The sequence below is a fragment of the Planotetraspora phitsanulokensis genome (assembly GCF_016863295.1).
Taxonomy (GTDB): Bacteria; Actinomycetota; Actinomycetes; order Streptosporangiales; family Streptosporangiaceae; genus Planotetraspora; species Planotetraspora phitsanulokensis.
This window is the reverse complement of sequence record NZ_BOOP01000011.1, coordinates 266,436-291,982: the sequence shown is the minus strand read 5'-3', so window position 1 is coordinate 291,982 and position 25,547 is coordinate 266,436. Positions and strand designations below refer to the sequence as shown.

Annotated in this window: 20 protein-coding genes and 1 pseudogene; 14 read left to right on the top strand and 7 right to left on the bottom strand. The window is 70.1% G+C overall.

The features are described 5' to 3' along the window. A pseudogene (locus Pph01_RS15610) lies at positions 1-233 on the top strand (hypothetical protein); the annotation flags it as partial. A 378-nt stretch (positions 234-611) separates the two neighbouring features. After that, positions 612-3,029: a 5-methyltetrahydropteroyltriglutamate--homocysteine S-methyltransferase gene (gene metE, locus Pph01_RS15605; protein ID WP_204073778.1), complete on the top strand. Its 2,418-nt coding sequence runs from the start codon at positions 612-614 to the stop codon at positions 3,027-3,029. A gap of 21 nt (positions 3,030-3,050) precedes the next feature. Here the strand turns inward: metE and Pph01_RS15600 are convergent, their stop codons facing one another. Beyond that, positions 3,051-4,241: an MFS transporter gene (locus Pph01_RS15600; protein ID WP_239116719.1), complete on the bottom strand. Its 1,191-nt coding sequence runs from the start codon at positions 4,239-4,241 to the stop codon at positions 3,051-3,053. Positions 4,242-4,348: 107 nt separating this feature from the next. Then, positions 4,349-6,598 (bottom strand): MMPL family transporter, encoded by a 2,250-nt coding sequence (locus Pph01_RS15595; protein WP_204073777.1) that lies wholly within the window; start codon positions 6,596-6,598, stop codon positions 4,349-4,351. Between the two features lie 194 nt (positions 6,599-6,792). Between Pph01_RS15595 and Pph01_RS15590 the strand changes: the two genes are divergently transcribed. The 3 genes from Pph01_RS15590 to Pph01_RS15580 all read left to right on the top strand — a co-directional run bounded on the left by Pph01_RS15590 (position 6,793) and on the right by Pph01_RS15580 (position 7,966). Then, entirely contained in the window at positions 6,793-7,260 is a 468-nt protein-coding gene (locus tag Pph01_RS15590; protein WP_204073776.1) for an NUDIX domain-containing protein, read from the top strand. A 16-nt stretch (positions 7,261-7,276) separates the two neighbouring features. Then, positions 7,277-7,660, top strand: coding sequence for a nuclear transport factor 2 family protein (locus tag Pph01_RS15585; protein ID WP_204073775.1), 384 nt, complete (start codon positions 7,277-7,279; stop codon positions 7,658-7,660). A gap of 72 nt (positions 7,661-7,732) precedes the next feature. After that, positions 7,733-7,966, top strand: a complete 234-nt coding sequence (locus tag Pph01_RS15580) for a hypothetical protein (protein WP_204073774.1) — start codon at positions 7,733-7,735, stop codon at positions 7,964-7,966. A gap of 9 nt (positions 7,967-7,975) precedes the next feature. Here Pph01_RS15580 and Pph01_RS15575 read toward each other — a convergent pair whose 3' ends face one another. Both Pph01_RS15575 and Pph01_RS15570 read right to left on the bottom strand, forming a co-directional pair. Then, on the bottom strand, positions 7,976-9,394 hold the full coding sequence (locus Pph01_RS15575) for a rhamnulokinase (RefSeq protein ID WP_204073773.1): 1,419 nt from the start codon (positions 9,392-9,394) through the stop codon (positions 7,976-7,978). Beyond that, positions 9,391-10,440, bottom strand: coding sequence for a LacI family DNA-binding transcriptional regulator (locus Pph01_RS15570; protein ID WP_239116718.1), 1,050 nt, complete (start codon positions 10,438-10,440; stop codon positions 9,391-9,393). Before Pph01_RS15570 ends, Pph01_RS15575 begins: the two co-directional genes overlap by 4 nt. A gap of 301 nt (positions 10,441-10,741) precedes the next feature. On the opposite strand from Pph01_RS15570, the gene Pph01_RS15565 reads away from it, so the two are divergent. From Pph01_RS15565 to Pph01_RS15535, 7 genes are all read left to right on the top strand, one after another. After that, entirely contained in the window at positions 10,742-12,205 is a 1,464-nt protein-coding gene (locus Pph01_RS15565; protein WP_204073808.1) for a sugar ABC transporter ATP-binding protein, read from the top strand. Continuing rightward, positions 12,202-13,224: an ABC transporter permease gene (locus Pph01_RS15560; RefSeq protein ID WP_204073771.1), complete on the top strand. Its 1,023-nt coding sequence runs from the start codon at positions 12,202-12,204 to the stop codon at positions 13,222-13,224. Before Pph01_RS15565 ends, Pph01_RS15560 begins: the two co-directional genes overlap by 4 nt. Next, positions 13,214-14,263 (top strand): ABC transporter permease, encoded by a 1,050-nt coding sequence (locus tag Pph01_RS15555; RefSeq protein WP_239116717.1) that lies wholly within the window; start codon positions 13,214-13,216, stop codon positions 14,261-14,263. The genes Pph01_RS15560 and Pph01_RS15555 overlap by 11 nt, the downstream gene beginning before the upstream one ends. A 9-nt stretch (positions 14,264-14,272) precedes the next feature. Then, a complete protein-coding gene (gene rhaS / locus Pph01_RS15550) occupies positions 14,273-15,358 on the top strand; it encodes a rhamnose ABC transporter substrate-binding protein (RefSeq protein ID WP_204073770.1) in 1,086 nt (361 codons plus the stop codon). Between the two features lie 69 nt (positions 15,359-15,427). Further along, positions 15,428-15,745, top strand: a complete 318-nt coding sequence (locus Pph01_RS15545) for an L-rhamnose mutarotase (protein WP_204073769.1) — start codon at positions 15,428-15,430, stop codon at positions 15,743-15,745. A 47-nt stretch (positions 15,746-15,792) separates the two neighbouring features. Beyond that, on the top strand, positions 15,793-16,944 hold the full coding sequence (rhaI, locus tag Pph01_RS15540; RefSeq protein WP_204073768.1) for an L-rhamnose isomerase: 1,152 nt from the start codon (positions 15,793-15,795) through the stop codon (positions 16,942-16,944). 33 nt (positions 16,945-16,977) lie between these two features. Next, positions 16,978-19,056, top strand: coding sequence for a bifunctional aldolase/short-chain dehydrogenase (locus tag Pph01_RS15535; protein ID WP_204073767.1), 2,079 nt, complete (start codon positions 16,978-16,980; stop codon positions 19,054-19,056). A 4-nt stretch (positions 19,057-19,060) separates the two neighbouring features. On the opposite strand, the gene Pph01_RS15530 is transcribed toward Pph01_RS15535, so the two are convergent. Next, positions 19,061-21,400, bottom strand: coding sequence for an ATP-binding protein (locus tag Pph01_RS15530; protein ID WP_204073766.1), 2,340 nt, complete (start codon positions 21,398-21,400; stop codon positions 19,061-19,063). A gap of 190 nt (positions 21,401-21,590) precedes the next feature. On the opposite strand from Pph01_RS15530, the gene Pph01_RS15525 reads away from it, so the two are divergent. Next, on the top strand, positions 21,591-23,873 hold the full coding sequence (locus Pph01_RS15525) for an ATP-binding protein (protein ID WP_239116716.1): 2,283 nt from the start codon (positions 21,591-21,593) through the stop codon (positions 23,871-23,873). On the opposite strand, the gene Pph01_RS15520 is transcribed toward Pph01_RS15525, so the two are convergent. Together Pph01_RS15520 and Pph01_RS15515 are read right to left on the bottom strand one after the other, a co-directional pair. Continuing rightward, positions 23,830-24,234, bottom strand: a complete 405-nt coding sequence (locus Pph01_RS15520) for an ATP-binding protein (protein WP_204073764.1) — start codon at positions 24,232-24,234, stop codon at positions 23,830-23,832. The genes Pph01_RS15525 and Pph01_RS15520 overlap by 44 nt on opposite strands. 146 nt (positions 24,235-24,380) lie before the next feature. After that, positions 24,381-24,575 (bottom strand): DUF5999 family protein, encoded by a 195-nt coding sequence (locus Pph01_RS15515; protein WP_203881702.1) that lies wholly within the window; start codon positions 24,573-24,575, stop codon positions 24,381-24,383. 254 nt (positions 24,576-24,829) lie between these two features. Here Pph01_RS15515 and Pph01_RS15510 point away from each other — a divergent pair, with 254 nt between their 5' ends. After that, complete coding sequence (locus Pph01_RS15510; protein ID WP_204073763.1) at positions 24,830-25,291, top strand: PPOX class F420-dependent oxidoreductase; 462 nt, start codon at positions 24,830-24,832, stop codon at positions 25,289-25,291. The last annotated feature ends 256 nt before the right edge of the window (positions 25,292-25,547 follow it).

Here is a 25,547-nt window from a genome sequence, read left to right as displayed (position 1 = left end):
TCCAGGGATGCCCGCTGCCGGCCATGATGTGCCAGATCGATCACGCCGACAACTGGTCCGACGGCGGCCACACCGACCTACGTCTGCTCGGACCGGCGTGCCAGTTCCATAACCGCGACCGCTACCGGCGCCCCCACCACTACCAACGCCGGATAGCCGGCAAAGACCGCTGGGCCTTCACCTACACCGGCCGAACCACCGGACCACGCATCAACCACCCCACGCGAACATGATCGACGTTAGGGGGGGTCCCGAGGTGGGCCCGATCGGCGATGACGGTTGCCCAAGGTCCAGTGGCTCCAAGGTTCAGGGGCCCCAGGGTCCAATGCCCGAGATGCGCGGCTCGACTGGCCGGCGGGCTCCTTGCGGTGTTCCTGCCTGCCTGGACGAGTGTCCCGGCCATTGCGCCGGGCAGGCCTCGCCGTCCGCTGGCGGGCCCCCTGCGGTATTCACGCGTGCCTGGACGGGAGTCCCGGCGCGAGGGGGTCGCATGCGCAGGAGTTTGCAACCTGCTCGTGAGACGCATAAGCCACGCTTATGGAATAGGCGATCGTGCGTAGCGGATGGGCAGGATGCGTCCGTCCGAACCCTGAACGGCCAAGGGAGCCATCATGACTGCGCGTCCGCCGACCTTTCCCGCCTCTACTGTGCTCGGCTATCCGAGGATCGGGCCCCATCGGGAGTTGAAGCGGGCACTGGAGTCGTACTGGGACGGCCGCTCGACGTACCAGGACCTTCAGAGCACGGGACGGCGACTGCGAGAAGAGACCTGGCGGCGGCTCGACGGGCTCGGGCTGGGTGCACTGCCGTCCGGGACGTTCTCGCTCTATGACCAGATGCTCGACACGGCCGTGTTGCTCGGCGCCGTCCCTGATCGATATCGGGGGGGTACCAGTGAGGAGGCCTACTTCGCCATGGCGCGGGGCGCGGAGGGCGTCGCGCCGCTGCGGATGACGAAGTGGTTCGACACGAACTATCACTACATCGTCCCCGAGATCGGGCCGGACACCTCGTTCCGGCTCGATGCCACCAAGCCGCTCTCCGAGGTGCGGGAGGCGCGCGAACTGGGCCTGGAGACGCGGCCCGTACTGGTCGGCCCGGTCACCTTCCTCCTGCTGTCGCAGGCTGCTCCGGGCGCGCCGGCCGAATTCGCCCCTCTGGATCGGCTGGCCGATGTACTCGGGGTCTACGAGGAACTGCTTCAGGAACTCGCCGCGGAGGGCGTCGAGTGGGTCCAGCTGGACGAGCCGGCCCTCGTCACCGACAGGACCGGTGTGCAACTGGCCGCCGTCAGGACCACCTACGAGCGACTGGGAGGCCTGGCCGACCGACCTGCCCTGTTCGTCGCCTCGTACTTCGGAGATCTCGGCGACGCCCTGCCGGTCCTCGCGGCCACGCCGGTCGAAGCCATCGGCCTCGACCTGGTGGCCGGGAGTGTCCCCGGGAGTGTCCCCGGCATCGGCGCAGCGGCTGACGAGACCGCGCTCCCCGGAAAGGCTGCGCTCCCCGGAAAGGCTGCGCTCCCCGGAAAGGCTGCGCTCCCCGGAAAGGCTGCGCTCCCTGAAACGACCGCGCGACCCGGAAAGGCCCTGCTCGCCGGGAAAACCGTGGTCGCGGGCGTGGTGTCTGGGCGTGACGTGTGGCGCACCGACCAGGAACGGGCACTGGCCACGCTGCTCGCCGTACGCGAGCAGGCCGGGCACGTCGTCGTGAGCACGTCCTGCTCGCTGCTGCACGTGCCGTACGACCTGGATCTCGAACCGGGGCTCGATCCTGACGTGCGGCGGCGACTGGCGTTCGCGGACCAGAAGGTCGCCGAGGTGGTCGAGCTGGCCGCCCTCCTGGCCGCCACACCGAACGCCGCGCCGGTCGGTGGGCCCACCACACCCGCCGCGGGCCAACCGGCGAAGACGAACGCGGCGCCGGAACCCGCGAAGGAACACACCCCGGAACACACGCCGGAACACATGCTGGTCAGGAGCCCGTACGCGGTCCGGGCGGCGGCGCAGGCCGAGCACCTGCGCCTGCCCCCGCTGCCGGTCACCACGATCGGCTCGTTCCCGCAGACCGGTGAGCTGCGCGAGGCCCGGGCGGCGCTGGCGGCCGGGGAACTGGACGAGGCGGCCTACGACGACCTCGTCCGCGCCGAGATCGCGCGGGCCGTCGCGCTGCAGGAACGGCTCGGGCTCGACGTGCTCGTCCACGGCGAGCCGGAACGCAACGACATGGTGCAGTACTTCGCCGAGCATCTCGACGGCTTCGCGGTCACCGGCAACGGGTGGGTGCAGTCGTACGGCTCGCGCTGCACTCGGCCGCCGATCCTGTACGGCGACGTGCGCCGTCCGGAGCCGATCACGGTGAGGTGGGCGCATCATGCGCAGTCTTTGACGGACAAGCCGGTCAAGGGCATGCTGACCGGCCCGGTGACGATCGTCGCGTGGTCGTTCGTCCGAGACGACATTCCCCTGCGGGACGTCGTGTTCCAGGTCGCGGACGCCATCGGGTACGAGGTGCGCGACCTCGAGGCCGCCGGGGTGACGGTCATCCAGGTCGACGAACCGGCGCTGCGCGAGCTCATGCCGCTGCGCCGGGAGGACCAGGACGCCTATCTGGAGTGGGCCGTGGCGGCCTACCGCAGAGCCACGTCCGGCGCGGGCGACCGCACGCAGATCCACACGCACCTGTGCTATTCCGACGCCGACCAGATCCTCGATGCGATCGACGCCCTCGACGCCGACGTCACGACCATCGAGTCGGCGCGGTCGGGCGCGCGGATCCTCGACGAGGAGGCGATCGGCGACTTCGAACGGGGTCTCGGCCCGGGGGTCTACGACATCCACTCACCGCGGGTGCCGAGCACCTGGGAGATCGAGGTCGCGCTGAAGGCGGCGTTGCGGGTGCTGCCCGCCGACCGGGTCTGGGTCAACCCGGACTGCGGGCTGAAGACCCGGACGTACGACCAGGTCGAGGCGGCGCTCACCAACCTCGTCAGCGCGGCACGGCACCTGCGGGGCGACCAGCGCTCGTGACGGAGGTCCCCAAGGTGCGCCTCAGGCGTTGCTCGTCGCCGGCCGCAGACGCGGCAGGCGGCGAGCCCGCGTCCGGTAGCGGAGGACCTGGACGGCGCCGAGGATCCACACGGGATACTGCACGGCGAACGCCCAGCGGTAGTCGCCCTGGACGTCCATCGAGACGCCGATCGCGGCGATCACCGACATGGAGGCGACGAAGCCGCCGCCGTTGACGATGCCGGTGGCGACGCCGATCCGTTCGGCCGGGTTGAAGGTCCGCGCGTAGTCGAACCCGATCATCGATCCCGGCCCGTTCGTCGCGAGCGTGACCACGAGCAGCACGAGCAGCCACAGGGGTACGGGGGCCGGCCACAGCAGGACGAGCGTCCAGGCTCCCGCGGTGCCGCTGATGATGGTCAGCACCATCCACGACCGCCGCAGAGGGAACCGCCCGGCGAGGAAGCCGAACAGCGGCCCGCAGATCATCGACAGCACGGTGATCGTGGTCAGCAGCAGCCCCGCGGTCCTCGGGGTCAGCCCCTGGCCCTGGACCAGGAACGGGTACCCCCACAGGATCGTGAAGGCCGCGGCCGACGACTGGGTGGCGGCGTGCGTCCACATCCCGAGCCGGGTGCCCGGCTCGGCCCACGCGGCCCGCATCGCGGGTGCGGCCGTCTCCGTCTCGGGCCGCCGGTCGCGCAACGCCACGCCGACCACGACGAGGGAGACCGCCCCGAGCGCGGCGGCTCCGAGGAAGGTGGGCGTCCAGCCGTTGGCGTGCAGGGAGGTGATCAGCGGAACGGCCGAGGCGACCGCGCCCAGCTGGCCGAGCAGTCCGGTGAGCTGCACGATCACGGGATTACGCCGTGGGGGGAACCACACGGTGATGATCCGGATCACGCTGATGAACGTCATCGCGTCGCCACAGCCGATGAGGATGCGGCCGGCGGCGGCCGCGGGCAGGTTGGCGGCCAGGGCGAAGACGAGCTGGCCGAGCGCCATCACCGACGCTCCGGCCAGCAACATGCGTTTGGAGCCGAGCCGGTCGACCAGGATTCCGACGGGGATCTGCATCGCCGCGTAGACCAGCAGTTGCACCATGGCGAGGATGGACAGACCGGTCGCGCCGACACCGAAGCGGGCCGAGGCGTCGATGCCCGTGACGCCGAGGGACTGCCGGTGGAAGACCGCGATCATGTAGGCGACGACGCCGGCGGTCCAATAGATCAAGGGTCTACGCGTTCCACCGCTTCGTCCCATAGTTGAGGATTTTACCGATATGTACGGCTTGCGCCTGGAGTGTCCAGCTGGTGGACCTCCAGGCGCAGGCCGCGCCGTCAGCCGACGAGGGCGGGCACCCGTTCCTCCCGCGCGTCGCCGTCGTCGTCGTGATCGCCGTGGGAGAGCTGGGGCAGCCAGTCGAGCCAGCGCGGCAGGTACCAGTTCCAGTCGCCCAGCAGCTTCATCGTCGCGGGCAGCAGGACCGCCCGGACGATCGTCGCGTCGATCAGGATGGCGGCCGCCAGGCCGATGCCCATCTGCATGAACGTCAGCAGCGACAGGGTGGCGAAGGTCGAGAACACCGCCACCATGATCAGCGCCGCGCTCGTGACCACGGCGGCGGTGCTCTTGATGCCGGTAGCGATCGCGTCCTCGGTGCGCATGCCCCTGTCGTAGGCCTCACGGATCCGGCTGAGGATGAAGACGTGGTAGTCCATCGACAGGCCGAACAGGATCACGAACAGGAACAACGGCAGCCAGTTGGTGATCGAGCCGGTGGAGGTGAAGCCGAGCAGGCCCTCGCCGTACCCCCGCTGGAAGACCAGGACGAGCACGCCGTAGGCCGCCGCGACGGACAGCAGGTTGAGCAGGATGGCCTTGACCGCGACCACAAGTGAGCGGAACGAGATCAGCAGCAGGACGAAGGCCAGCAGCAGCACGAAGCCGAACACGAGCGGGATCGACCGGCGGAGCTGCTCGTCGAAGTCCATCGAGCCCGCCGTGCCGCCGGTGACGTGCGCTCCGGGAATCGTGGCGGGGAGGACCTTCTCGCGCAATGTGTGGACGGCGTGCTCCGAGACCGCGTCGGTCCCGGTGCCCTTGATGCCGATGGCGATCTGCGCCACCGTCTTATCCGGATTTATCCGTACGCTGATCGGCTCGTTCGCCTCGCCCGTCGCCAGCGCCTGCTTCTTGAACTCCTCGATCGAGGCGGTGAACTGCGGGGTCGTCACGTCGGCGGCCTTGACGACGACGACGGCGGGCTCGTTTCCGCCGGGGAACGCCTTGTCGATGCGCTTGAAGGTCTCGGCGATCGAGTAGTCGCCCTGCAGGTCGTCGATGGTCTGTGCGCCGGTCTTCAGGCTGAACGCGGGGATCGCGAGCGCGACGAGGAGACCGCCGGCGAGGACCGCGGAGATGACCGGGTGACGCAGGACCGGGTCGATGATCGCGCCCCACAGCCGGCTCTCGCCGCCTCGCACGCCGAGGATGCGCCGCCAGCCGACCCTTCCCCTGGTGACGGTGCGGACGGTGCCGTGGATCAACCGGGCGTCGATCTTGTCGCCGATCAGCGAGAGCAGTGCGGGCAGGGCGGTCAGGGACCCGACGACGGCCGTCAGGACCACGAGGATCGTGCCCTCGGCGAAGCCCATGAAGATGCCGTTGCCGGTCAGGAACATCCCCGCCATCGCCACGATGACGGTGATGCCGGAGATCAGGACGGCCCTGCCGGACGTGGCGGCGGCGATCTCGATGGCCGTGCGCTTGTCGCGGCCCTTCGCCCGCTCCTCGCGCTGCCGCATGATGTAGAAGAGGCTGTAGTCGACACCGACCGCGAGGCCGATCAGCAACATCACGTTGCTGGTGGCCGAGTCGACGTGCAGCAGCTGGCTGGTGAGCGCCAGCAGCCCGGTGGCCGAGAAGATCGCCGTCATCGCCAGGGCGACCGGGACCAGCGCGGCCAGCAACGCGCCGAACGCCGCGAGCAGGATGCCGATGGTGATCGGGAGCGACAGCTGCTCGGCCCGCACGAAGTCCTCGTCGATCGCCTCGCCGACCAGTTTGTCGGCGCTCGCCCCGCCGGCCTCCTCGACCCGGAGATCGGGGTGGGCCCGTTGCACGCCCGCGACCGCGTCGAGCACCGGCTGGATCCGGTCGCCGGCGGTCGCCGCGTCGCCCTTCATGTCGAACTGGACCAGGGTCGTGCGCCGGTCCTGGGTGACGGGCGAGGGCTCCTTGTCGTACGGCGTGCGCACGTTCTCGACCTGGCCGGTGGCCTCGACCGCGCTTTTCACGCCCATGACGGCCTCGCGGAACGCGGGATCACCCGTGGTGAGCGTTCCGGTGTGCGACTGGATCAAGACGACTTCACTGGCGACGTCCTTGTAGTTCGCGCCGTCCAGGATCTGCTCGGCCTGACGGGAGTCTCCGTTGGAGCTCTCGTAACTCTTCATCTCGGCCGTGCCGACGGCACTTCCCACGAACGTCGCCGCGGCGACGAACGCGATCCAGATCAGCAGGGCCGACCATCGATGGCGGGCACTCCAGCCGCCGATCGAGGCGGCGAGGTTCTTACGGCGTCTCATGCTCTCTCCCTCAGTGGATGCCTCAACCGTAGAAATCGATCAAGGCGTGCACATCGGGCCCGCTGACCAGATCAGACGTCCTGCGACCGGCGTATTACTCTCGTGCTCGAGATCTAGGGGACGTCCCTGAGCCAGGTCTCGGGGAACCCCGGCTAGGCTCCTGCCATGCGCTCCTTCTCCGGTCAGGCGTCGTCGTGATCCCCGCGGATGTCTTCTACGCCGGGTTGAGCAAGGTGGTGGCGGCCGCGGCCGGGTTCATCACCGACCCTTCCGGCCGTGTCCTGCTCGTCAAACCCAACTACCGGGATCACTGGGGTTGGCCCGGAGGTCACGTCGACGAGGGCGAGTCGCCGGACGTCGCCTGTGCTCGCGAGGTGCTGGAGGAACTCGGGCTGGAGCCTCCGGTCGGTCGCCTGCTGGTGGTCCACTGGGTTCCCCCGATAGACGAACGCCCCCTGCCGCTCGTCCACTTCCTGTTCGACTGCGGCACGGTGGTCGACGGCAACAGCGTCGTCCTGCAGGCGGAGGAACTCGAGGGTTACGGCTTCTTCACCGCGGAGGAGGCCGCCTCGATCATGCCGTCCTATCTGGCGGGTCGTCTGACGGCGGCGCAGGACGCCCGCGCGTCCAACACCACCGTGTACATCGGCTCGTTCGCATAGCCGGAGGCCGGCCCCCATGGAGATCAGGGAAGCCGCACGCCGCTTCGTCCGCACGTGGGAGCGGGGCTGGGCGTCACACGACGTCGAGCTGATCCTCTCCTTGTACACCGAGGACTGCCGGCATCGCTCGATGCCGTTCCGCCCGGTCCATCACGGGCGGAAGGAACTGGCGGACTACATCCGATGGTCATTCGAGAACGAGCGGGTCGAGAGCGTCCGTTTCGGCGAGCCGCTCGTCGACGGGGACACGGCGGTGGCCGAGTTCGTCGTCCTGTCGTCAGAGGACGGCGGGCCGGTGACGCTCGCCGGCTGCGTGATCGTACGGTTCGACTCCGCCGGGCTCGCCGTGGAGTCACGCGATTACTGGCATGTCGCTCAGGGCCATGTGAGCCTCGGTTGACGGCCGTCCTCGATTAATCCCGCGTTCTCGCGGAATAGGCGGGGGGAACGGTCTTGACCTGACGAGGACGGGATGACGATGGACGACGTGGAGATCAGGGACCGGCTGCGGGAAGTGGAGGCGGAGCTGGTCAGGCTGCGGGAGAGTGCCGCGGCCATCCGGCAGGAGATCGGCGAGCGCTGGGACGCTCCGACGGACGCCGCCGAGATGGCGACGGTGATCACCAATGCGGAGCAGCAGGAGTCGCTGATCGAGACGCTCGAGGCCAGACGCGAGCGGCTGCTGCAACGACTCGGCACTTCCTGACGCGGTCCGTCAGTGGAAGGGAAGCCGGGCGCCCGCGCGGGTCCAGGTGTCCTGGTCGCCCCTCGGCTGGTAGGTGATCGGCTGCTCGCCCCGCCGTACGAGATCGCGGATGTCGGTGACCACGCCCTGGGCGCGGGCCTGGACGAGCGCGTTGCCGAGCGCCGCGGCCTCGACCGGGCCGGCGACGACGGGGAGGCCGGTGGCGTCCGCGGTCATCTGGCACAGCAGCGCGTTGCGCGCGCCGCCGCCGACCAGGTGGACGACCTCGACCTTCTGGCCGCTGAGCCGTACGGCGTCGTCGATCGTGCGGCGGTAGGCGAGTGCGAGGCTCTCCAGGACGCAGCGGACGGTCGCGGCGCGTCCGTCGGGGGGGTGCTGGCCGGTTCGCACGCAGTAGGCGTCGATCCGGGCCGGCATGTCGCCCGGGGACAGGAACGCCGGATCGTCTGGGTCGATCAGCGCCTGGAACGGCCGAGCCTGCTCGGCCGCCCTGAGCAGCGCGGGAAGGTCGCCGTCACCCCAGGCGCGCACTGACTCCTGCAGGATCCACAGGCCCATCACGTTGCGCAGGTAGCGGATCGTGCCGTCGAGCCCGGTCTCGTTGCTGAAGCCGGCCAGCCTGCTCTCCTCGCTGAGGACCGGGTGGGGCGACTCGAGGCCGACCAGTGACCAGGTCCCGGACGAGATGTACGCGAACCGGTCGATCCGGGCGGGCACGGCGGCGACGGCTGAGGCCGTGTCGTGCGAGGCGACCGCGGTGACGGGGGTCGCCGGCGACAGGCCGGTCTCCTCGGCGATCTCGGCGCGCAGGGTTCCGGAAGGCGCTCCCGGTCTGCGCAGCTCCGGCAGAATGCCGGACGGGATGCCCAACCGCGTGGCCAGCCCCGACGCCCAGGTCCCGGCCCGGACGTCGTAGAGCCCGGTGGTGGACGCGTTCGTCACCTCGGCTCCGCGTGATCCCGTCAGCCAGTAGGTGAGCAGGTCGGGGATCATGAGCAACGTCTGCGCGCGATCGAGGAGCGGCTCGGCGAGCAGTTGGTAGATCGTGTTGAACGGCAGGAACTGCAGCCCGGTGACCTGGTAGAGCTCGGCGTTCCCCAGCGTGTCCGTCATGCTCTCCGCGACGCCGACGGTCCGCCCGTCGCGATAGTGCACGGGATTGCCGAGGAGTCGCCCGTCCCCGTCGAGCAGGCCGTAGTCGACCGCCCAGGAGTCGATGCCGATCGAGTCGACCTGGCCGGCCAGGCGCAGGCCGTCCAGCATGCCCTGGTGCAGGGCGAGGATGTCCCAGTGCAGGGTTCCCGCAGCGCGTACCGGCCGGTTGGTGAAGCGGTGGACCTCGTCGACGCTCACGCGGTCGCCGTCGATCCGGACGGTGATCACCCGGCCGCTGGACGCGCCGAGGTCCACCGCCGCGTAGACGCTCATCTGGTCTCCTCCGGTCGGGGCTCTGCCGGGTCCCTCCGTCCACCGGTGGACTCGCGGATGACGAGCTCGGGCTGGAACACGACCTGCTGGTGGGCGTGGGTGTCCGGATGGTCGCACTCGTCGAGCAGCAGTTCGGTGGCGATGCGCCCGAGCTGGTGGGTCGGCTGCCGAATCGAGCTCAGCGACACGGCGGAGGCGGCGGCGAAGTCGATGTCGTCGTATCCGATCAGGCGGATGTCACCCGGGACGCTGACCCCGGCCTGGAGCAGACCGCGCAGCATGCCGACGGCGAGCAGGTCGTTGGCGCAGAAGATGGCCTCGGGCAGGCTGCCGGAGGCCAGCAGCCGCTCCGCGGCCTGCTGGCCGTACTTCGCCGTCATCGCGGGGGTCTCGATCGGATCGAGCACCGTGTCGGGGTCGAGGCCGGCGGCCGCCACCGCTCCCGCCGCCCCCTTGCCGCGGTCGACGCACTGGCGGAGCGTGCGCGGGCCGGTGAGGTAGCCGATTCGGCGTGCGCCGCGTTCGAGCAGGTGGGAGACCGCGAGCCGGCCTCCTGTGATGTCGTTGACGGTCACCGAGCACTGGTCGGGCCGGTGGGCCGGATGATCGAGGAGGACCACCTTGATGCCGCGGTCGCGCAGAGCGTCGAGGCGGGCGGGATCGTCGTCGGTGGGGGTGATCAACACGCCCCGGACCCGTTGCTCGGCGAGGACGAGCAGGTTGCGCTCCTCCTTGGCTCGCGAGCCCGCGGAGTTGCCGAGGATGACCGCGTAGCCGAGCTCGCTCGCCGCCTCCTCGACCCCCGCGGCGATGTCGGTGAAGAACGGGTTGCCGATGTCCATGACCGACAACCCGACCGTGCGGCTGTGGCCCGCCCGCAGCGTCGACGCGGAGCCGTGCCGGACGAAACCGAGCTCCCTGATGGCGCGCAGGACGCGCTCGCGAGTCGCGGGAGCCACCCGTTCCGGCCGGTTGAGAACGTTGGAGATGGTGCCGGGTGACACCCCGGCCCGGGTGGCGACATCCCTGATGCTGACTGTCCCCACGGTCCTCCTCACATCCTCATCCATTAAAACGTGTTAGCAAATCTTGGCCAGACCTTACCTGATCCGTCGAATCTGGAGCTCCCGACCCTCGCTCCGGAGGGCGCGTAACACATCGGAAACGGCCTCTTCATTACCCATTGACAAGGTCCGAGGCCCCGGCTTAGCTTCCGGGAACCGCGTTGTAAAACGTTTTTCGCCCATAGGACGAGAAGGAGTGTGACGCGTGACTGGAGCGGCTGAAGCGACGGCGCCGCACGGGCCGGGGACCGGGGACGCGCCGCCTGTTCTGGCGCTCGCCGGGGTGAGCAAGTCCTTCGGGGCGGTCCGCGCCCTGCGCGACGTCTCCCTCGAACTGCACGCCGGGGAGGCCCACGCTCTCGCCGGTGAGAACGGGGCCGGGAAGTCGACCCTCGTGAAGACGCTCTCCGGCGTCCACCGTCCCGACTCGGGCCAGGTCCTCATGGACGGGCGGCCCGTCGAGTTCCACAAGCCCGCGGACGCCCAGCGGCACGGGGTGGCGGTGATCTACCAGGAGCCGACGATGTTCCCCGACCTTTCGGTCGTCGAGAACATCTTCATCGGGCGCCAGCCCCGCGCGTCGCTCGGCCGGATCGATCGCGCCGCGATGCACGCACGGGCGGCCGAGCTGTTCACCCGCCTGGGCGTCGCACTCGATCCCGAGCAGCCCGCACGCGGGCTGTCCATCGCCGACCAGCAACTCGTGGAGATCGCCAAGGCGCTGTCCCGCGACGCTCGGGTGCTCATCATGGACGAGCCCACGGCCGCCCTGTCGGGCAACGAGGTCGCGCGGCTGTTCACCGTCGTCAGGGCGCTGCGCGAGCAGGGCTGCGCCGTGCTGTTCATCTCCCACCGGCTGGACGAGATCTTCGAGCTCTGCCAGCGGGTCACAACGCTCCGCGACGGCGCCTGGATCGCCAGCGAGCCGGTCGCCGGGCTCACCCACGAGGCGTTGATCCGCCGGATGGTCGGCCGCGACCTCGACGCCCTCTACCCGAAGCTCGACGCCGCGACGGGCGAGGTCGCGCTCAAGGTCGACCGGCTCACCCGCGAGGGCGTCTTCACCGACGTCTCCTTCGAGGTGCGCCGCGGTGAGATCGTCGCCCTCGCCGGCCTGGTGGGCGCGGGGCGCAGCGAGGTCGCGCGGGCCGTGTTCGGCGTGGACCGCTGGGACGCCGGGTGGGTGGAGGTGAACGGGCGGCGGCTGCCTCCCGCGTCGCCGACCGCCGCGATGTCCGCGGGCGTGGCCCTGGTCCCCGAGGACCGCAGGCAGCAGGGCCTGGTGATGGACCAGTCGATCGAGCGCAACATCGGGCTGACCGGGTTGAAGGGACTCCGGCGCGGCCCGGTCATCTCCCGTGCGGCCGAGCGCGACCGGGCCCGCGACTGGGCGATCCGGCTGCAGCTGAAGTTCAACCGGCTCTCCGACGCCGTGAACGTGTTGTCCGGCGGCAACCAGCAGAAGGTGGTCCTCGCCAAGTGGCTGTCGACCCGCCCACAGGTGCTGATCATCGATGAGCCCACCCGCGGGATCGACGTCGGCACCAAGGCGGAGGTCCACCGGGTCCTGTCGGAGCTGGCCTCCGACGGCATGGCCGTACTGATGATCTCCTCCGATCTGCCCGAGGTCCTGGGCATGGCCGACCGGGTGCTCGTCATGCACGAGGGCCGGCTCGTCGCCGAGATCCCGCGCGCTGAGGCCACCGAGGAGAGCGTGATGACCGCGGCGGCCGGGAGGACCTCATGACCGCCGTGACAGCGGGGCGGAGCACCCGCGGCATCGTCGACCTGGTCTTCAGGGCCAGGGAGCTGAGCATCGTGGCGGCGCTCGCCGTCCTCGTCGCCGTGACTGCGGCGGCGAACGGCAACTTCCTGTCCGCCCAGGGGCTGAAGGACATCTTCCTCAACGCCTCGATCCTCGCGCTCCTCGCCGTCGGCCAGTCCTTCGTGGTCATCACGAGGAACATCGACCTGTCCGTCGGCTCGGTCGTCGGGCTGGTCGCGTTCACCGTCGGAGACGTCCTCGCCGCCAACCGCGGGCTCGGCGTCGGGGTGGCGATCGTGCTCGGGATCGTGATCGGCTGCGTGTGCGGCCTGGTCAACGGCCTGCTCGTCAGCTTCGGCAAGGTTCCCGCCCTCGTGGTGACCCTGGGCACGCTCTATGTCATCCAGGGCCTCGACCACGCGATCGCCCACGGCCGGCAGATCAACGCGGTGGACCTGCCGCGGTCGGTGCTCTCGCTGGGCAACGGCAGCGTGCTCGGCATCCCGTACCTGCCGTTGATCACCGGTGTCGTGATGCTGGCCGTCGGCTACTACCTGCGCTCGTACGCCTCGGGGCGGGACTTCTACGCGATCGGGTCGAGCCCGGAGGCAGCGGGCCTGGCCGGAGTGCCGGTGCGGCGCCGAGTGATGGCGGCCTACCTGCTCAGCGGGGCGCTCGCCGGTCTCGGCGGGGTCTTGTGGCTGGCACGCTTCGGCACGGTCGTCGCCGACGACGCCCACGGCTGGGAACTGCAGGTCGTCAGCGCGGTCGTCGTCGGCGGCGTCGCGATCACCGGCGGCGTCGGCACCGTGTACGGCGCGGCCCTGGGCGCGCTGCTGCTGACCACCATCACGAGCGCGCTGGTCGTGCTCAAGGTGAACCCGTTCTGGCAGCAGGCGATCACCGGGGCGCTGCTGCTCCTGGCGATCAGCGTGGACCGCGTGCTGGCCCTGCGCGTCGCGCGGATACTCCGGAGGAGGAACGCCAGACATGGCTCGTGACATGGCTCGTGACATGGCTCCTGACGTGACGACCGCGAACTCCGCGCGTGCTCCCCTCAGCCGGTTCCTCCGGTGGGACGTCCTGGTCGGCGTCCTGCTGGTGCTGGTCTTCGCCGGCGGGGCCGCCGGGTCGCCCGAGTTCGCCAACGCCGGCAACCTCTCGTTCGCCCTGGGCGACCTCGGGGAGATCGCGCTGATCGCCCTGGCGATGACGTTGCTCGTGGTCGCCGCCGAGGTGGACCTCTCCGTGGCGTCCGTCCTCGGCCTGTCCAGTGCGCTGGTCGGCCATCTCTGGGACGCGGGATGGGCCATCGAGACGATCATCCCCCTGGTGGTCGTCGTGGGGGCGGCGTGCGGCCTGGTCAACGGACTGCTGGTGACCAGACTGGGGCTCCCGTCTCTCGCCGTGACCATCGGCACGCTGGCGCTCTACCGGGGGCTCGCGCAAGTCGTGCTCGGTGACCGGGCGATCGCGGAGTTCCCCCAGTCATACGTGAACCTGACCGTGAACGATGTGCCGGGCACGCCGATCCCGTACCCCGTGGCGCTGTTCGCCGTGCTCGCCGTGATCACGGCGGTCGCGCTGCACGCGACGGGATTCGGCCGGGCGCTGTTCGCGATCGGCGCGCAGGTCGAGGCGGCCCACTTCGCCGGCATCCGGGTCAAGCGGATCAAGCTCGTCCTGTTCGTGATCTCCGGGCTCGTCGCGGCCTTCGCCGGCGTCGTCTACACGCTCAGGTACGGCAGCGCACGCGCCGACAACGGCAGCGGCCTCGAGCTCGCGGTCATCGCCGCGGTCCTGCTCGGCGGGGTCGACTTCGACGGGGGCAAGGGCACGCTCGGAGGGGTCATCGCCGGGGTGCTGCTGATCGGGTTGCTGCGCAACCTCCTCATGCTCAACGACGTGTCGACGGAGATCCAGTCCGTCGTCACCGGACTGCTGCTGGTCATCTCAGTGATCACCCCACGTCTCGTCGCCGTGGCACGGCAACGGAGACGCGTTCCATCGCCGGTCATGCCCACCCCTCCCACCACCTGAGGAACACGTATGTTCACTTCTTCGCGAAGGTTCACCTCGGCAGTCGCCATGGTCGGTCTGGTCTCGCTCGGGCTCTCGGGCTGCGGCGGGACCACCAAGGAGTCCGCCTCCTCGCAGGCGCCCGCGGCGCCGGCGCAGACGGCGGCGGCCACCGCGAACCCGAACGCCCCGATCAAGGAGGGGCTGCAGATCGCCTTCCTGCCCAAGCAGATCAACAACCCGTACCTGACGATCCTCGACAAGGCGGGCATCGACGCGGCGGCGGAGTACAAGGGAACGGCCAAGGAGGTCGGCCCCTCCGACGCGTCCGCGTCGTCCCAGGTCTCCTACATCAACACGCTGATCCAGCAGCAGCAGGACGCCATCCTCATCTCCGCCAACGACGCCAACGCGGTCTGCGGCCCGCTCAACCAGGCCAGGTCCAAGGGCATCAAGGTCGTGTCGTACGACTCGGACGCCTCCAAGGACTGCCGCGACCTCTTCATCAACCAGGCCAGCTCGGAGGACGTCGGCCGCAGCGAGGTGAAGATGCTCGCGGACATGATCGACCACAAGGGTGAGATCGCGGTCCTATCGGCCACGGCCAACGCGACCAACCAGAACACCTGGATCGAGTTCATGAAGGACGAGCTCACCAAGCCCGAGTACAAGGACATGAAGCTGGTCAAGGTCGCCTACGGAGACGACGACGACCAGAAGTCGTTCCAGGAGACCCAGGGACTGCTCCAGGCCTACCCGAACCTCAAGGGCATCATCGCCCCGACCACGGTCGGCATCGCGGCCGCCGCCCGCTATGTCTCGGGCTCCAAGTACAAGGGCAAGATCGTGGTCACCGGCCTCGGCACGCCGAACCAGATGCGCGAGTTCGTCAAGAACGGCACCGTCGAGAAGTTCGCGCTGTGGAACCCCAAGGACCTGGGCTACCTCGCCAGCTACGCCGCGGCCTCGCTGGTCTCCGGCCGGATCACCGGCGCCGAGGGTGAGAAGTTCACGGCCGGCAAGCTCGGCGAGTTCACCGTCGGCAAGGACGGCGAGGTCATCCTCGGCCCGCCCTTCACCTTCGACGCGAGCAACGTCGACGACTTCGACTTCTAGCCATTTCTCGCCATCGGCGGGTACGGCGTGCCGCGCGTCGGCACGCCCTACCCCCAGGGGGGTTCCACCATGCAGCGTGTCTGCTTCCTGCTGAAGGTCCGGCCGGAACGGATCGAGGAGTACCGCGAACGGCATGCCGCGGTGTGGCCCGAGATGCGGGCCGCCCTCAGCGAGACCGGCTGGCACAACTACTCGCTGTTCCTGCGGGAGGACGGCCTGCTGGTCGGTTACCTCGAGACGGACGACTTCGAGGCCGCCCGCGCCGCGATGGCCGAGCGCGACGTCAACACCCGATGGCAGGCGGAGATGGCGCCCTTCATCGAAGAGCTCGACGGCGCGCCCGACGAGGGCATGGTCGGCCTCCGCGAAATCTTCCATCTCGACTGATCTCGACTGATCTGCACTGAAACTGACTCGACTGAATCGGGGATTCCATGAGCGACATCAAGGCGGCGTTGCGGCGGCAGCACATCGAGACGCCTTCCTGGGCGTACGCCAACAGCGGCACGCGGTTCAAGGTGTTCGCCCAGGAGGGCGTTCCCCGTGATCCGTACGAGAAGCTCGCCGACGCCGCCCAGGTGCACGCGTTCACGGGGGTTGCGCCGACGGTGGCGCTGCACATCCCGTGGGACAAGGTCGACGACTACGCCGACCTCGCCCGGCACGCGACGGATCTGGGCGTGCGGATCGGCGCGATCAACTCCAACGTGTTCCAGGACGACGACTACCGGCTCGGCAGCGTCACCAACCCCGATCCGGCGGTGCGGCGCAAGGCGCTCGACCACCTGCTGGAGTGCGTGGACATCATGGACCAGACCGGGTCGGACACCCTCAAGCTGTGGTTCTCCGACGGGACGAACTACCCCGGCCAGGACGACATCCGTTCCCGGCAGGACCGGCTGGCCGAGGCGCTTTCCGCCGTCTACGACCGGCTCGGCGACGACCAGCGCTTCCTGCTGGAGTACAAGCTCTTCGAGCCGGCGTTCTACGTGACCGACGTGCCCGACTGGGGCACGGCCTATGCCCACTGCGTCCGCCTCGGGCCGAAGGCGCAGGTGGTCGTGGACACCGGCCACCACGCGCCGGGGACGAACATCGAGTTCATCGTGGCGTTCCTGCTGCGGGAGGGGAAGCTCGGCGGCTTCGACTTCAACTCCCGGTTCTACGCCGACGACGACCTGATGGTCGGCGCGGCCGACCCGTTCCAGCTGTTCAGGATCATGTACGAGGTGATCCGCGGCGGCGGGTACACGTCCGATGTGGCGTTCATGCTCGACCAGTGCCACAACCTCGAGCCCAAGATCCCCGGCCAGATCCGCTCGGTCATGAACGTCCAGGAGGCCACCGCCAAGGCGCTGCTCGTCGACGCCGACGCGCTGGCCGCCGCGCAGGCGGAGGGCGACGTGCTCGGCGCCAACGCGGTGCTGATGGACGCGTACAACACCGATGTCCGCCCGATCCTCGCCGTACTGCGCGAGGAGATGGGGCTGGACCCCGACCCGATGAAGGCCTACGCCCGCTCGGGCTACTTCGAGAAGATCCGGACCGAACGTGTGGGTGGCACACAGGCCGGCTGGGGCGCCTGACCAGCGCGTTTCAGCGATATAGGGGGAAATATCATGACCATGCCGGTTGAGCAGCTGCTTCAGCGCGCGCACACTCTCGGGGCCGATCCCCGCAACACCAACTTCGCCGGAGGCAACGCCTCCGCCAAGGGTGAGGCCGTCGACCCGGTCACGGGCACCGCCGTCGAGCTCATGTGGGTCAAGGGGTCGGGCGGCGACCTCGGCACGCTCACCGAGGCCGGCCTGGCCGTACTCAGGCTGGACCGGCTGCGCGCGCTGACCGCCGTCTACCCGGGCGTCGAGCGCGAGGACGAGATGGTCGCGGCCTTCGACTTCTGCGCCTTCGGCCTGGGCGGGGTGGCGGGGTCCGGAAAAACACAGCGAGGCGCCGCGCCCTCCATCGACACGGCCATGCACGGCCTCCTCGACGCGGCGCACGTCGACCACCTCCACCCCGACGCGGGCATCGCGATCGCCGCCGCCGCCGACGGCGAGGAGCTCACCCGGCGGATCTACGGCGACCGGGTGGTGTGGGTTCCGTGGCGACGGCCCGGGTTCCAGCTCGGCCTCGACATCGCCGGGATCAAGGAGGCCAACCCGCAGGCCGTGGGCGTCGTACTGGGCGGCCACGGCATCACCGCGTGGGGCGAGACGTCGGCGGAGTGCGAGGCCAACTCGCTGTGGATGATCCGCACCGCTGAGGCGTACATCGCCGAGCACGGCGCGCCCGAGCCGTTCGGGCCGGTCAAGCCGGGTTACGAACCGCCGGCCGACGAGGTGAGGCGCGAACGCGCCGCCGCCCTGTTCCCGGTGGTCCGCGGGTTGTGCTCGACCGACGCTCCCCAGGTGGGCCATTACACCGCGACCCCCGAGGTCCTGGACTTCCTGGCCCGCGAGCGGCATCCCGAGCTCGCCGCGCTCGGGACGTCGTGCCCGGACCACTTCCTGCGGACGAAGGTCGCCCCGCTGGTCGTCGACCTCCCGGCGGACGCTCCCGTGGACGACGTGATCGGCCGCCTCAGGGAACTGCACGCCGCCTACCGCGAGGCCTACCGGGCCTACTACGAGCGGCACGCCACCGAGAGCTCTCCCGCGATGCGCGGCGCCGACCCGGCGATCGTGCACGTGCCGGGCGTCGGCATGTTCTCCTTCGGCAGGGACAAGCAGACCGCCCGGGTGGCCGGCGAGTTCTACGTCAACGCGATCAACGTGATGCGCGGTGCCGAGGCGCTGTCCACCTACTCCCCGATCGAGGAGTCGGAGAAGTTCCGGATCGAGTACTGGGAGCTCGAGGAGGCCAAGCTGCGCCGAATGCCGGCGCCCAAGCCCCTGGCCACGCGGGTCGCGCTGGTTACGGGAGGCGGCTCGGGCATCGGGGCCGCGACCGCCCGGCGGCTGGCCGCCGAGGGAGCCTGCGTGGTCGTCGCCGACCGCGACTTCGCAGCCGCGGAGAAGGTCGCCGCGGAGATCGGCGCGAGGGCCCACCGGCCCGAGGACGTCGCGACAGCCGTACAGGTCGACGTGACCGACGAGGCGCAGATCGTCTCCGCCGTACGGCAGGCGGTGCTGGCCTTCGGCGGGATCGACCTGATCGTCAACAACGCGGGGCTGTCGCTGTCCCGGTCCCTGCTGGAGACCACGGCGGACGACTGGGACCTCCAGCACGACGTCATGGCGCGTGGCTCGTTCCTGGTCGCCCGCGAGAGCGCACGCGTGATGATCGCTCAGGGCATGGGCGGCGACATCGTCTACATCGCGTCCAAGAACTCCGTGTTCGCCGGGCCCAACAACGTGGCGTACGGCGCGGCCAAGGCCGACCAGGCCCACCAGGTGCGGCTGCTCGCGGCCGAGCTGGGTGCGCACGGCATCAGGGTCAACGGGATCAACCCGGACGGCGTGGTGCGCGGCTCGGGTATCTTCGCGTCCGGGTGGGGGGCCAACCGCGCGGCCGTCTACGGCGTGCCGGAGGACAAGCTCGGTGAGTTTTACGCGCAGCGGACACTGCTCAAGCGCGAGGTGCTTCCCGAGCACATCGCCGCCGCCGTCTTCGCCGTCACCGGAGGAGATCTCTCCCTGACGACGGGACTGCACATCCCCGTAGACGCCGGCGTAGCCGCCGCCTTCCTCCGCTGACCCCCTAACCCCCCGGGTCGTGCTCGGCTTTCTGGGCGGTCATCCATGCGGCGATCTGGGCGCGAGAGGTGTAGCCCAGCTTGGCCAGGATGTGCTCGACGTGGCCCTCCGCGGTCCGCTGGGCGACCACGAGGGCGGCGGCGATCTCCTTGTTGCTCAACCCCTGGGCGATCAGCTCGGCGATCTCCAGTTCGCGCGCGGTCAGCGGCGACGCCGCGGAGGCGGCCGTCTCCGGTTCCTCGCCCGCCTGCTCGTCACCGAGTGCCTCCGCGACGGCCTGTTCGAGGGTCAACCGGCCGCCCTGCTGCATCGCGCGGGCGAGTCGCTTGGCGCCGAGCTGACTCTCGAGGGCGGCGACGCACTCCTCGTGTTGCTCGACGTACCGTCCCATTCGCAGGGTGGACACGCCGACCGTGCGGGCGATGGCGTCGGCCGCGCCGAGCATGCGGGCCGCCTTCGGATGGTGCCCTTCCGCGGAGAGGATCCAGGCGAGGACCTCGACGGCGGTCGCCAGGCTCAGCCGGTCGTCGAACGCCCTGCCGAGCAGCAGGCTCTCCCGCGCCGCGGCCGTCGCGCGCTCGTGCTCGCCCTGCCGCCACAGATGGATGGCGTATATCGCCAGAGTCCAGGCGCGGCACCAGCTCTCCTCATGATCGGCGGACAACGCGAGACCCCGTTCGAACAGGTCGCCCGCACGCACCGGATCCCCGAGGCAGCCGGTCGCGTCCGCGAGGGCGAGAAGCGCGGCCGCGACCGCGAAGCCGTCCCCAGCGGCGGTGAGCAGGGTGACGGCCTCCTCGAGGAGCGGGACCGCGCCCTCGAAGTCGCCGCGGTTGTGCGCGGCCTTGCCGGAGACCAGGCACGCCAGGGACAGGCTCACCGGATCATCCACCTCGCGGGCCAGGTCGGCGGCCTCCTCCAGCAGGGGCTCGCCCGCCGGGGCGTCCCCCTGGGCGAACGCCAGCCAGGCCGCGCCGCACAACGCCCGCGCGCGGGCCTCGGTGCGGCCGGGTTCCGCTTCGAGCATGCGGCCGATCCAGTGGCGGCCCTGGATGAACAGCGAGTTGGGCAGCCAGTGAGGCCGGTGCAGGTCGGTGGCCATGCGGAGCCCGGCCGCGGCCTCACCCGGCTCTCGCAGGCAGAACTCCAGCGCGGCCCGGAGATTGTCCTGTTCGAGCTTGAGCCGGGTGTACCAGGCGACCTGGCGACGCCCGAACCACTCGGCCGCCGCCTTGCCGGTGAGCCGCAGGTAGAAGTCCCGGTGCCGGCGTGCCAGCGCCGGACGCTCATCCGGTCCGCCCTCCTGGGCCCTGGCGAACGCGCGCAGGGTCTCCAGCAGGCGGTACCTGACGTCGCCCGTGTGCTCCTCTCTGAGCAGCAACGACTTGTCCACCACGGCGTCGAGGAGGTCGAGGACGTCTTCCTGGGCGATGCCGTCGCCTGAGCAGACGGCCTCGGCGGCCTCCAGGTCGAAATGGCCCGGGAAGATCGACATGCGCGTCCACAAGGTCCGCTCCGCGGGCGACAACAACTGGAAGCTCCAGTCGATCAGGGCGTGCAGGGTGCGCTGACGCGGCACCGCCGTACGGCTCCCGCCGGTGAGCCAGCGGTAGCGGTCGTCGAGGCGCTCGACCAGCCCGCTCACCGACAACGTCCGCAGCCGGACGGCGGCGAGTTCGATCGCGAGCGGGATGCCGTCCAGCCGGCGGCAGAGGGTGGCCACGTCCTCGCGGTTGCCGTCGTCGAGCGTGAATCCGGGCAGCACGGCGGCCGCGCGCTCCATGAAGAGGGTGACCGCGTCGTAGCGCTCCAGGGCCTTCAGCGTCCTGGGGCCGTCCGGCTCGGGCACCGGGAGCGGCGCGACCCGCATGACGCGCTCACCCATGATTCCGAGCGACTGCCGGCTCGTCGCGAGGATGCGAAGCTCCGGGATGCCGCGCAGGAGGGTGTCGGCGAGCGCGGCCACGGCGTCGAGCAGATGCTCGCAGTTGTCGAGGACGAGCAGGGTCCGGCGGGAGGCGAGGAAATCCGACAGCGCGCGCACGGGGCACCCGGCGGTCTGGTCCCGCAGGCCCACGGTCGCCGCGACCGTCTCGCCCACCAGGGCGGGGTCGTCGAGCGTGCCCAGGTCGGCCAGCCAGACCTCGTCGAACGCGCGATGCTGCTCGAACGCCGCCCGGAGCGCGAGGCGGGTCTTGCCCACGCCGCCCACACCGGTGAGGGTCACCAGGCGCGAGACCGACAGCAGCCGCCTGATCTCCGCGAGCTCGTGCCTGCGGCCCACGAAGCTGGTCATGTCGGCGGGAAGGTTGCCGACCTGCCGCGCGAACGCCGTACCGGCCATGATTTTTAACGCTAGGCGGCGAGAAGTGCCTGGTCAAACCCGATCAGCGGGGTTTGGGGCAGAAATGTACCCTGAATATGGCAGGGCATAATTCGCGCGGGATCGGGGTGCCGACAGCGGTATGACCGCGGTACTACCGGGGGGCTCGACGCGGCGGCCCTTGGGGCTGCCCGCCGAGGTGACGAGTTTCGTGGGACGTCGGCACGAGATGGCCGAGGTCCGTCGGCTGCTGTCCGCCACGCGAGTCGTGACCCTCACCGGCGTGGGCGGCGTGGGCAAGACCCGGCTGGGGCTGCGGGCGGCCGCCGACGCGCGCAGGCAGTTCCCCGACGGCGTCTGGCTGGTCGAGCTCGCCGGGCTGGACGAGCCCGACCTGCTCGAGCAGACCGTCGCGGAGGGTCTGGAGATCCGCGACGCCTCCCGGTTGTCTCCGCTGGACCTCATCGTCGAGCATCTGGCGGACAGGCAGGCGATGATCGTCCTCGACAACTGCGAGCACCTCCTCACGGAGTGCGCCGTCCTCGTGGACGCGCTGGTCCGGGCACTTCCCGAGCTGCGTGTGCTGGCGACCAGCAGGCAGCCGCTCGGCATCCCCTGCGAGCAGACGCTCAACCTCGCCCCGTTTCCGGTCCGCGAGGCCTCGCCGCTCGCGTCGGACGCTCTGGTGGAGTCCGACGCCATCCAGTTGTTCGCCGAGCGTGCCGCGGCCGTGGTGCCGGACTTCGAGGTGACGCCGGACAACCAGGAGGTCGTCGCGGCCATCTGCCGCCGGCTCGACGGCCTGCCCCTCGCGATCGAGCTCGCGGCCGCCCGGCTGCGCGCCCTCTCGGTGGAGCAGGTCCTCGCCCGGCTGGACGACAGGTTCCGCCTGCTCACCTCGGGATCGAGGGTGGCGCTGCCCCGCCAGCGCACGCTCCGGGCGCTGATGGACTGGAGCTATGAGTTGTGCACGGAGCAGGAGAGGCTGCTGTGGCAGCGGGTCTCGGTGTTCGCGGGCGGCCTGGACCTGGAGGCGGCCGAGGAGGTGTGCTCGGGCGACGGCATCCCGAGGGGGGACGTCCTCGACGTGGTGACCGGCCTGGTGGACAAGTCGGTGCTGGCCAGGGAGGAGCAGCGCGGAGCGGTCCGCTACCGGTTGCTGGAGACCGTCCGGCAGTACGGCAGGGAGCGTCTTCTCGCCACCGGCAAGGAGCCCGCGCTGCGGCGGCGGCACTGTGATCATTACCGGTGGCTGGCCGCCCGCGCGCGCGCCGAGTTGTTCGGGCCCGCGCAGGTCGACTGGTTCCTGCGCCTGTCGGCCGAACACGCCAACCTGCGCACCGCCCTCGAGTACTCCTTCGCCGAGCCGAGCCGGTGCGGCGAGGGCCTCGCGATGACGACCGACCTGCTCTACCACTGGATCAGCGGCTACTACCTCGGAGAGGGCAGGCGCTGGCTGGAGGAGGGCCTGGCCCGGGAGACGGTCCCGGACGAGGGCCGGGGCAGGGCGTTGTGGGCCGCCACGTGGGTCGCCCTCGTCCAGGCGGACATCCCGTCGGCCGCCGCCCTGATCGAGGAGGCGGGGGCCGTGGCGGAGGCGCTCGGATCCGAGAGCCTGCTCGCCTACGTCACCCTCTTCCAGGGCATGGTCGCCACCTGCCGCGGGGAGGCCGAGACCTCGATCAAGCTGCACCACGAGGCGGTGGACCGGCAGCGGAGCGCCGGGGATCCGCTCGGCCTCGCGCTCGCGCTCATCCGGCGGTCCCTCGTGCACTCCGTCGTGGGGGAGGACGTGCTGGCGGTCTCCGACGCCGAGGAGGCCGTGGCGATCTGCGACGCCCATGGGGAGAAGTGGCACCGGGCGTACGCGACGGCGGCCATGGGCATCGGGGTCTGGCGGCTCGGCGACGTCCGGCGCGCCACGGCGCTGGAGAAGGAGAGCCTCAGGTTCAACGACGCGCTCGACGACGCGCTCGGAGTGGCGATCGGCCTGGAGACGCTGGCCTGGATCGCCGCGGGCGAGGGGCGGTTCGAACGGGCCGCCCGGCTGCTCGGTGCGCTGAAGGAGGCGTGGGGTGTGCTGGGCGCCCCGCTGTCGGGGTTCGGCCATCTCGCCTGCTACCACGACGAATGCGAGGCGCAGACCCTGCGGGCGCTGGGAGAGCAGGACTTCCGGGCCGCGGTCAGGGACGGCGCCGCGTTGCCGTACGAAGAGGCGATCACCTATGCGTTGCAGGAGGAGGCGGTCGGCGCGAAGCCGGTGGAGCCGGCCGCTCGGCTGGCCCCGCTGACGCGGAGGGAGACGGAGATCGCCGAACTCGTCTCACAGGGGCTCAGCAACAAGGAGATCGCGGCGGCGCTGGTGATCTCACAGCGCACGGCCGAGGGGCATATCGAGCACATCTTGAACAAGCTGGGGTTCAACTCGCGGGCGCAGGTCGCCGCGTGGCTCAGCGAGCGGAGGGGGTATGCACGGGCAGTTCGAACCACATGACCTTGCCGGTGGGCGTGCGGGCCCCGCCCCAGCAGCAGGCCAGGGTGTCGAGCATGCAGAGGCCGCGGCCGCCCTCGTCGTCGTGTCCCGCGCAGTACGCGCTCGGCAGCACCGTCCCCGCGTCCTCGACCTCGCAGCGCAGCAGGCCCTCCATGGCGGAAAGCGTCAGTCCGACCGGTCCGTGCGCGTGACACAGGGCGTTGGTGACCAGTTCGCTGACGAGCAACTCGGCGACGTCGGTCACGTCGTCCATGCCCCAGGCCGCAAGCCGGTCGCGGGTGAGTCGCCGTGCCCTGGCGACGGAACGGGCGTTGGCCGCCAGCGGCCAGAACGACATTTGCACCTCAGGTCCTTCAACCATGATCACACGATGCCGTCGGCGGGTGGCCGTCCACCGCTCTCTGGCGGCGGCGTGGCGTTCGTCACGGACGGGCGAGAAACACATGGACGTTCCCACGCGCCACGGCGGACTTCCCGTCCTGGCCAGGTGAGACGTCATGACGTGGCTCATGCCGCGACGCCCACGCTCGCACGGTGGGCCGGGATGCTGCTGCCGTCGGGGAGCAGTTCGCCGGTGTCGTCGAACAGGACGACGCCGTTGCAAAGGAGACCCCATCCCTGCTCGGGGTGGAAGGCGACCAGGTGGGCCGCCTCACGGTCGGAGGCGGTGGCGGGCGGGCACGGAGGCTGGTGCTGGCACATGATTCGTTTCCCTTGGTCCTCGCTGAGGTCAGATGGGACTTTCTTGACGACGTTTTCAGCATGTCGCGTCCGAGTGCTGGTAGAGCACGGGGAAAACCCCCGTATCGGTACCCATTCCGCCCTACGTAGGTAGTGCGTATCCCTGCAAGCGCCCCTGAACGTAGATCCTTTTCCTCCTCTCGACCCCGATTCCGCCAGTTTCTGGGCATTTTGGGGTCCAAGTGGAGGGCAAAGGGCTCATTAGAGTTGGCCGTATGAGCCCAAAGATCGCGACCACGGACACCGTCACCCGTGAGCAACTCCTCGAATTCCTCCGGGAACGGCACCGGGCGATCGTCATCACGTCACGGCGTGACGGTCACCCGCAGGCGTCGCCCGTCACGTGCGGCGTCGACGACCAGGGCAGGATCGTCGTCTCGACCTATCCCGAACGCGCCAAGACCCGCAACGCCCGCAGGTCCGCGCAGGTGAGCGTGGTCGTCCTGTCCGACGACTTCGACGGCCCGTGGGTCCAGGTCGACGGCACGGCCGAGGTGCTCGACATGCCCGAGGCTCTGGAGCCGCTGGTGGACTACTACCGCTCGATCTCAGGCGAGCACCCCGACTGGGACGAGTACCGCGCGGCCATGGAGCGCCAGGGCAAGTCCTTGCTCCGCGTCACCCCCACCCGCTGGGGCCCGGTCGCCACGGGCGGCTTCCCCGCGCGCCTCGCGTAGATCTCCTCCGGCCCCGGCCGCCGCTCCGGGGGCATCGTGAACCTCATCCGCCCCCGGAGCGTCATCCTTACTGGCCGGTATCCCCACCGCCTGTGGGAGACCCGCATCGGGAGGTTGATCGCCGGTGAGGAGTGAGGGGACCTATCGCAGGAGCCGCTTTTGCGATCACAATGCCCTTTCGGCCCTTTCCGGGTCGATTAGGGGCTGGACCTCATGCGGGCGCGCCCGTCAGCGGCCGATCCTGAGTGAGCTGTGT

Bases quoted from the DNA above. Each gene is read 5' to 3' on its own strand.
- rhaI (WP_204073768.1), top strand. From the start codon at position 15,793: ATGAGCGACATCAAGGCGGCGTTGCGGCGGCAGCACATCGAGACGCCT.
- Pph01_RS15575 (WP_204073773.1), bottom strand. From the start codon at position 9,394: ATGAGCGTCTACGCGGCGGTGGACCTCGGCGCGTCCAGCGGCCGGGTG.
- Pph01_RS15555 (WP_239116717.1), top strand. From the start codon at position 13,214: ATGGCTCGTGACATGGCTCGTGACATGGCTCCTGACGTGACGACCGCG.
- Pph01_RS15560 (WP_204073771.1), top strand. From the start codon at position 12,202: ATGACCGCCGTGACAGCGGGGCGGAGCACCCGCGGCATCGTCGACCTG.
- Pph01_RS15535 (WP_204073767.1), top strand. From the start codon at position 16,978: ATGACCATGCCGGTTGAGCAGCTGCTTCAGCGCGCGCACACTCTCGGG.
- Pph01_RS15510 (WP_204073763.1), top strand. From the start codon at position 24,830: ATGAGCCCAAAGATCGCGACCACGGACACCGTCACCCGTGAGCAACTC.
- metE (WP_204073778.1), top strand. From the start codon at position 612: ATGACTGCGCGTCCGCCGACCTTTCCCGCCTCTACTGTGCTCGGCTAT.
- Pph01_RS15580 (WP_204073774.1), top strand. From the start codon at position 7,733: ATGACGATGGACGACGTGGAGATCAGGGACCGGCTGCGGGAAGTGGAG.
- Pph01_RS15585 (WP_204073775.1), top strand. From the start codon at position 7,277: ATGGAGATCAGGGAAGCCGCACGCCGCTTCGTCCGCACGTGGGAGCGG.
- Pph01_RS15595 (WP_204073777.1), bottom strand. From the start codon at position 6,598: ATGAGACGCCGTAAGAACCTCGCCGCCTCGATCGGCGGCTGGAGTGCC.
- Pph01_RS15520 (WP_204073764.1), bottom strand. From the start codon at position 24,234: ATGGTTGAAGGACCTGAGGTGCAAATGTCGTTCTGGCCGCTGGCGGCC.
- rhaS (WP_204073770.1), top strand. From the start codon at position 14,273: ATGTTCACTTCTTCGCGAAGGTTCACCTCGGCAGTCGCCATGGTCGGT.
- Pph01_RS15545 (WP_204073769.1), top strand. From the start codon at position 15,428: ATGCAGCGTGTCTGCTTCCTGCTGAAGGTCCGGCCGGAACGGATCGAG.
- Pph01_RS15515 (WP_203881702.1), bottom strand. From the start codon at position 24,575: ATGTGCCAGCACCAGCCTCCGTGCCCGCCCGCCACCGCCTCCGACCGT.
- Pph01_RS15530 (WP_204073766.1), bottom strand. From the start codon at position 21,400: ATGGCCGGTACGGCGTTCGCGCGGCAGGTCGGCAACCTTCCCGCCGAC.